At 64.8% G+C, this 6,005-nt stretch carries 6 protein-coding genes; all 6 read left to right on the top strand.

Annotated features, from left to right (window positions below; genetic code table 11):
* On the top strand, positions 1-362 hold a 362-nt coding region (locus ACYVD1_RS34200; protein WP_460778626.1), incomplete at its 5' end, for an HNH endonuclease signature motif containing protein.
* The gene (locus ACYVD1_RS34205; protein ID WP_460778627.1) at positions 313-1,836 is read left to right on the top strand and encodes a recombinase family protein; all 1,524 of its coding nucleotides are present in this window, start codon (positions 313-315) and stop codon (positions 1,834-1,836) included. The genes ACYVD1_RS34200 and ACYVD1_RS34205, both read left to right, overlap by 50 nt.
* An 830-nt stretch (positions 1,837-2,666) precedes the next feature.
* The gene (locus tag ACYVD1_RS34210; protein WP_460778628.1) at positions 2,667-3,152 is read left to right on the top strand and encodes a hypothetical protein; all 486 of its coding nucleotides are present in this window, start codon (positions 2,667-2,669) and stop codon (positions 3,150-3,152) included.
* A 27-nt stretch (positions 3,153-3,179) separates the two neighbouring features.
* Positions 3,180-4,739 carry a DNA primase family protein gene (locus ACYVD1_RS34215; protein ID WP_460778629.1) on the top strand — a complete coding sequence of 520 codons (1,560 nt, stop codon included), beginning with the start codon at positions 3,180-3,182 and terminating at the stop codon, positions 4,737-4,739.
* 205 nt (positions 4,740-4,944) lie between these two features.
* Entirely contained in the window at positions 4,945-5,208 is a 264-nt protein-coding gene (locus tag ACYVD1_RS34220; RefSeq protein ID WP_460778631.1) for a hypothetical protein, read from the top strand.
* On the top strand, positions 5,208-5,909 hold the full coding sequence (locus ACYVD1_RS34225) for a hypothetical protein (RefSeq protein ID WP_460778632.1): 702 nt from the start codon (positions 5,208-5,210) through the stop codon (positions 5,907-5,909). The genes ACYVD1_RS34220 and ACYVD1_RS34225 overlap by 1 nt, the downstream gene beginning before the upstream one ends.
* Positions 5,910-6,005: the final 96 nt, after the last annotated feature.

Consider the following 6,005-nt stretch of genomic DNA (forward strand, 5'->3'; position numbering starts at 1 on the left):
AGGTGGTCTCCATGGCCGCGGTCCGTGCCCTGGCCCCCAACAGTGTGCTGCGCCGGATGATCACCTCCCCCAAGGGCGACCGGGTGCTGGACGTGGGCCGCACCCAGCGCGACGCCACGGGTGCTCTGCGGGACGCGGGGCTGTTCGGTCACACCACCTGCGCTTGGCCCCAGGGGTGCAACTTCCCGGCCAGCGGGTCGGAGGCCGACCACAAGCAGAGCTTCTCGGCCGGCGGGTCCACCAGCGCGGACAACATTCAGCCACTCTGCTCGGACCACAGCAGACCCAACCCAACTACTGTATTTTCGGTGCATGACCCAACACAGAGCACTTCTGGCGATCCGCCTATCCGTACGCACTGATGAGACGACGTCCCCGCAGCGGCAGGAGGACGCCACGCGCGCGGCCGCAACCCACTACGGGCTTGCTGTCGCGGGGATCGCTTCCGATATCGACGTGTCCGCCACCAAGACGACCCCGTGGGAGCGGCCGCAACTCGGGGATTGGTTGGCCCATCGCTCCCACGACTTTGACGCGTTGGTGTTCTGGCGTCTCGACCGCGCCGTTCGGTCCATGGTGGACATGTCCGCGTTGGTCGGGTGGGCCCGCACGCATCGGAAGCGGCTGATCTTTGCCGAAGGGCCCGGTGGCGGGTCGCTAGAGCTTGACCTCTCCGGCCGCTCCCCGGTCGCGGAGTTGCTGACACAGGTGTTCGCGTTTGCGGCCCAAATGGAAGCGTTGTCGATCTCGGAGCGCATCACCGGGGCCCGCGCGGCAATCCGTACGATGCCTCACCGGTTCGCGGGAGGTCCCCCGTCGTACGGGTACATGACCGCGCCCAACCCCTACGGTCCGGGCAAGACGTTGGTCCGCAATCCCGCCGAGGTCCGCGTTCTCTCCGAGATCATCCGTCGGATACTCGATTCCGAGTCGCTCAACAAGGTGTGCTCTGATCTGAATGCGCGTGGCGTGCTGCCGCGACAAGGCGCACGGCGCGGTAAGACCACCTATTGGCACTCGGGGGCTCTGCTGGTCAAGCTCCGTTCCCCCGCACTGATGGGCCACAAGACGAACGGTCACCACTACGCGTCCACGGTCCGCAAGGCCGACGGGTCCCCGGTGCTGTCCACGGATGACCCGCTCCTGACGGAAGACGAGTTCAACGAGCTACAGCGGGAGCTAGACAGCCGTAAGAAGGCCCCGGTGGACAGGAGCGACACCAAAGCCCTCTTGCTCGGAGTGGCGCACTGTGCCAACTGCGGCAAGCGGATGTATCTGAACAGGGCCAAACCGCCACGGTCCACCATCTACGCGTGCGCGCGGCTCAACTCCGGTATCAAGTGCGAACACGGGGGATCGGTCGTTGACCACCGCGCGGAGAGGTTCGCCGAAGAGAACTTCCTACGCGCGGTAGGCAGCCTGGAGTACACAGAAGCCGTTCACCACGGGGGCGAGGACCCCGGGCCCGAGATTGACCGGTGTGCCCGCGAACTCGACCTGATGGCGGACCAGTTGGCCAACGCGGGCAGCGACGCCGCGCGCAAGGTGTGGCAAACGCGCGTCGACGCGCTATCCGCGCGGTTGACGGAGTTGGAAGCGCGTCCCGTGGTTGAACCCTGGATTGAGCACCGGCCTACCGGTAAGCGGGTCGCGGATGTGTGGGAGGACGGGGATGCAGCCGTGCGCCGCAACCTCATGACACAAGCCGGGGCCCGCGTGTGGGTGTACCACGGTGACCTACGGCGCAAGGATCGTTTGGTGTTCGACATCATCGACCCCGATTGGGCCGAAGCGGCAGACACGTTGGCCGCTGTAGCAGACGAGGAAAGCGCGTAGCTCCACCACCACGGGCCCGAACTTCCCAGCGAGGTTCGGGCCCGTTGTCGTGCCCGTGGCCGTACCGGCCGCGAACCGCCACCCTCGCCCCGGCCCGTTCAGGCGTCCCTAGCGCTCCGCGCGCGTCTCGCCGGGGGTCGCCACGGGCAAGGCTCCGAGCAACGGCACAACGGCACACGAGCCTTGCCGCTCCCCGTGCCGCAACCGGCAAGCGTGCCGTTTGCCGTTGCCGCTTGCCGGAACGGGCTTGCCGCTTACCGTGCCGCGAACGGCAACCCAGCGGCACGGGTCAACGGGGAAGGAACCCGGGGAAGTGCCCGCACTGGCCGTACGTGCCGTGCGTGGCACGGGGCGGCAAAGGTGGTGACCAGGCACTTGCCGGTGAATCGTGCCGCTTGCCGCTAGAGCTTGCCGGTCGCTGTGCCGCTCCCCGTGCCGCTTGCCGCTGGTCTGCCTTGCCGTTCAGCGTGCCGTGCGGACGCGGCAAGGGTCACGGGCCCGTGCCGCTCGCGGACGCAGGGGCCGCCGCTGGCCGGACGCGAATAGCGGGACGCGCGACGCGGGACGCGGGGCCGCCGCTGGCCGTGCTCCGGCCGGTCGCGGAGATTCACGCGAACACCCGTGAACAACGGGACACATAACTACAGAGAACCCGCGTGGTCGGACACCAACTTCCCACGCGAGTCGAAAACCACCGACGCATCCCCGGTCTACGGGATGCACAGCCCCGGTCGCTACCGGAGCTAGTTACATGCGGATTGGTGTCCGCGCGTGTAGCTAGCGGTAGCGGCCGGGGCTTTTTTTGTTTCTGACCCGAACGGAGAGTACCCATGCTGACTTTCGCGGAAGCGCGTGACCGCGTCAACGCCCAACTCGCCAAACAGCCAAACGGTGAGATTTGGTCCACCGACTTCGATACGAGCAATGACCTAGTAACCTACCTTGCTCGCACCGGCCGCGACGGCACATACAGCGAAGGGTTCGAAGACCTCTCCGATCCCTACGCCCTGCACGTTCCGGGTTCCGTGAACCGGACCGTGAACGCAATTATCGACGCGGCAGACAACCTAGGGATGCCCATTGCGGTCGAAAAGCGTCCCGGTCGTGCGCCCATCTACGGACTAGGCGGAGCACACGCACTAGCCGGACTCATGGACGCACGCGGGATCACGCTCGCCCTGCTCTCCGAATACGTGCGCCTGAACATCGACGTACCCCCGGAATTCCAGTATGCGTCCGTGCGTGCCAGTAGCTCCGGAACACACATGAGCGGTGTTTCACACGCATTGGCGAAGCGGCTCACAGCACGCGGCTGAATCCGCGAACACCTTAACCCAACTTGAATGAATAGTGAGAAACCCGTGACCTTTAACCCGGCCGATATCCTCGCCACGCTGCAAGCTCAAACCGCCGGACCCGTCATCGTTGACGACGAAGCCGCGCGTATCGACCCCGCGTGGGAGCACCGCCTTTCCAAGGCCGACGGGACGTACCAACACGTCGCCTACGCTGAATTCGTCGCGGACACCGTAAAAGGCAAGTTCCTGTTCTCCCCCGAACTCGGGTGGATGAAATGGACCGGCAAGGTGTGGGACGCTCAAGCCGACGACGCGCCCGTACGGCAGGCTATGACGGAAGCCGCGCGACTTCTCTACCGAGGATACGGACAGAGCGACAAGAATTGGATGCTTGACGCGGCCAACGTGCTACAGCGCGGCAACCATCGAAGCTATATCGCTAGGGAGCTCCAGACCCTCGATAGCGTCCGCGTAGACGTCCGCGAGTTCGACGCACACAAGCACCTTTTGACGTTCCGGAACGGCACTGTGGACCTTCGCACGGGCGAACTCCGCGAACACAACGCGGCCGATCGGCTCACGCAGATTGCCAGCGTCGACTACCGGCCGGACGCGGAAGCCCCCCGCTTTGAGCAGTTCCTCAAGGACGCACACCCCGAAGACAACGGCGTTCGCGACTATCTCCGGGTGCTCATGGGCTACGGCATCACCGGCGAGAACCGCGAACACTGCTTCGGCGTGTTCTTCGGCTCCCAAGGCCGCAACGGCAAGGGCACACTGCTACGCGCCATGAAGTCCGCGTTTGGCCCGGCCCTGATCATGGACACCGAATTCTCCGTGTTCGAGAAGGGATCAGGGACACACACCGAGGCGATCGCGCGGCTCAAGAGTGCGCGCGTAGTTACCGCGTCCGAAGGGGCAGAAGGCGTACCCCTAGACGCGGAGCTACTCAAGCGACACGCGGGAGGCGACGCTATCCAGGCGCGGCAACTGTATGGGGCCGCGTTCGAATACGTTCCCGGGTACCTGATCATCTTGCAATCCAACTACCTGCCCGACTTCAAAACCACGGGTGCCGCCCTATGGGCCCGTGTGCGGGCAGTCGAGTTCGGACAGTCCTTCGCCGGGCGGGAAGACCGATCGCTAGACGCGGACCTCACCAAAGAAGCCGAGGGAATCGCCGCGTGGGCCGTACGCGGAGCGGTTGAATACTACGCCAACGGGCTTGTCTCGCCCGAAGCTGTCGAGGCCACCACACGGGAGCACCGGGAAGCGGTCAACCCGCTACAGGACATGATCAGCGACCTATTCGAGTTCGACGCGGACCACAAGGTCAAGCGATCCGAGTTCAACCGGGCCCTAAAGGAATGGCGCGGAGACAACGGGCACCCGTCCGGGAAGTACCAGCCCTCTTGGGTCAAGACGCGGCTAAGTGAACAGGGCGTCACGGAAGGCCAGACCAAGGCTGACGGAAAGGTGTTCTACGGAATCCGCCTTATGCCCGACTACGGAGGTCCCGCGACGGCCCTTCCCGCGAATGTGACACCGATCGAACACGCGGCAGAGCACGCGGAAGAACGCGACGTGTTCGGGCAGAGCCGTTAAGTAACAACAATGCCGGAGCGTGGCGACCTAGCTACGCTCCGGTTCTCCGGTAACCGAAAAAAACGGTTACCACTCAGACCTCCTTACACGTCTATAGGAACTCTAGTGGGTAACCGTTTTTTTGGTTACCCCCTTCCCCGGGGCGCGGGGCCGACGACCTTCCCGCGAACCGGACGCTAAGAACACCAACGGAGAGGATTGACCCATGACCACCGCCACCGCAACGCCCGACCCGGAGCCGTTCTCGCTTTCAGAAGCCGAGGTAGACGGTATCGCGGGTGCCACGGGCGTCCGCGCGGACATCGTTCGCTCACTCAAGGGCGAGGATTACGCCAGCGTTCGGGCCAACGCGGCCAAGCTGGCCGATCTCGCGCCTTCTGCCCGAGTCGACTCGGAGCCCGAACCGCGATCGATCGACAATACCGACAAGCTTGCTGCCGCGATTCGTCAGCGTCTCGGGGGTGCCTGATGGCCCTTTACACCAAGCCCATCGAAGGGCTTCCCGCAGATGCTTTCCATGACGCTACTCCGGTCGTTCCCGGTACCGACCCGTTGGACGTCGGTCTGTCGGACGCGGATCGCCGTGAAAACGATCTAGCGGACGCGCGGAAAGTGTTGGCGACGCTTCGCCGTTCCGCGACTGAGGTCACCACGCTTGCACCGCTCGTTGAGCCACTTTCGGAGCGTATCGAGAGGGCCGACAAGTATCACCTGTCCGCCGAAGAGGCGGAGCATGCGGTTAAAGCCGCTACGCGGGCCCGTGACGGTGCTGAGGCTGCGGCTCTGCGGGTTCCCAATGGTGACCCGGTAGCCACTGCGGCCGGAGCTCAAAAGGAGCTTGACGAGGCTCTCAGCCGCGCGGAGAACACGAACCGTCTGGCGAACACCACGGTAATGATCGCCGCGTCCGACGCTAGGGCGGCCCGGTCGCGGATCAAGGGCGATTACCGCGCGAACGCGGAGCGCCTCACTCGCGAACGTCTCCGTGCCTTCGAAGCGGAGCGCGTGGCGGCGATCGAGGCGGTCCGGGAGGCACAGCGGCGAATTCATCGTGCTACTTCCTCGTTTGCGGCGGTGCGCGGGATCGCAAATCAGCTAGACGAGGAAAACGAGCTGAGGACTCTTGTCGGGACGTCCCGCTTTGATGGCTCATCCCAATCGGGGGTGTAGGAGTTGGGGTCCGAAGCCGCCGGTCTCGAGCAGGCTTCGGGCGATGTAGTTGGTCAGGTTGCGGAACCCGAGTGCGGAGCCGCGCAGGTGTTCGAG

This window comes from Nocardiopsis nanhaiensis, from assembly GCF_054778635.1.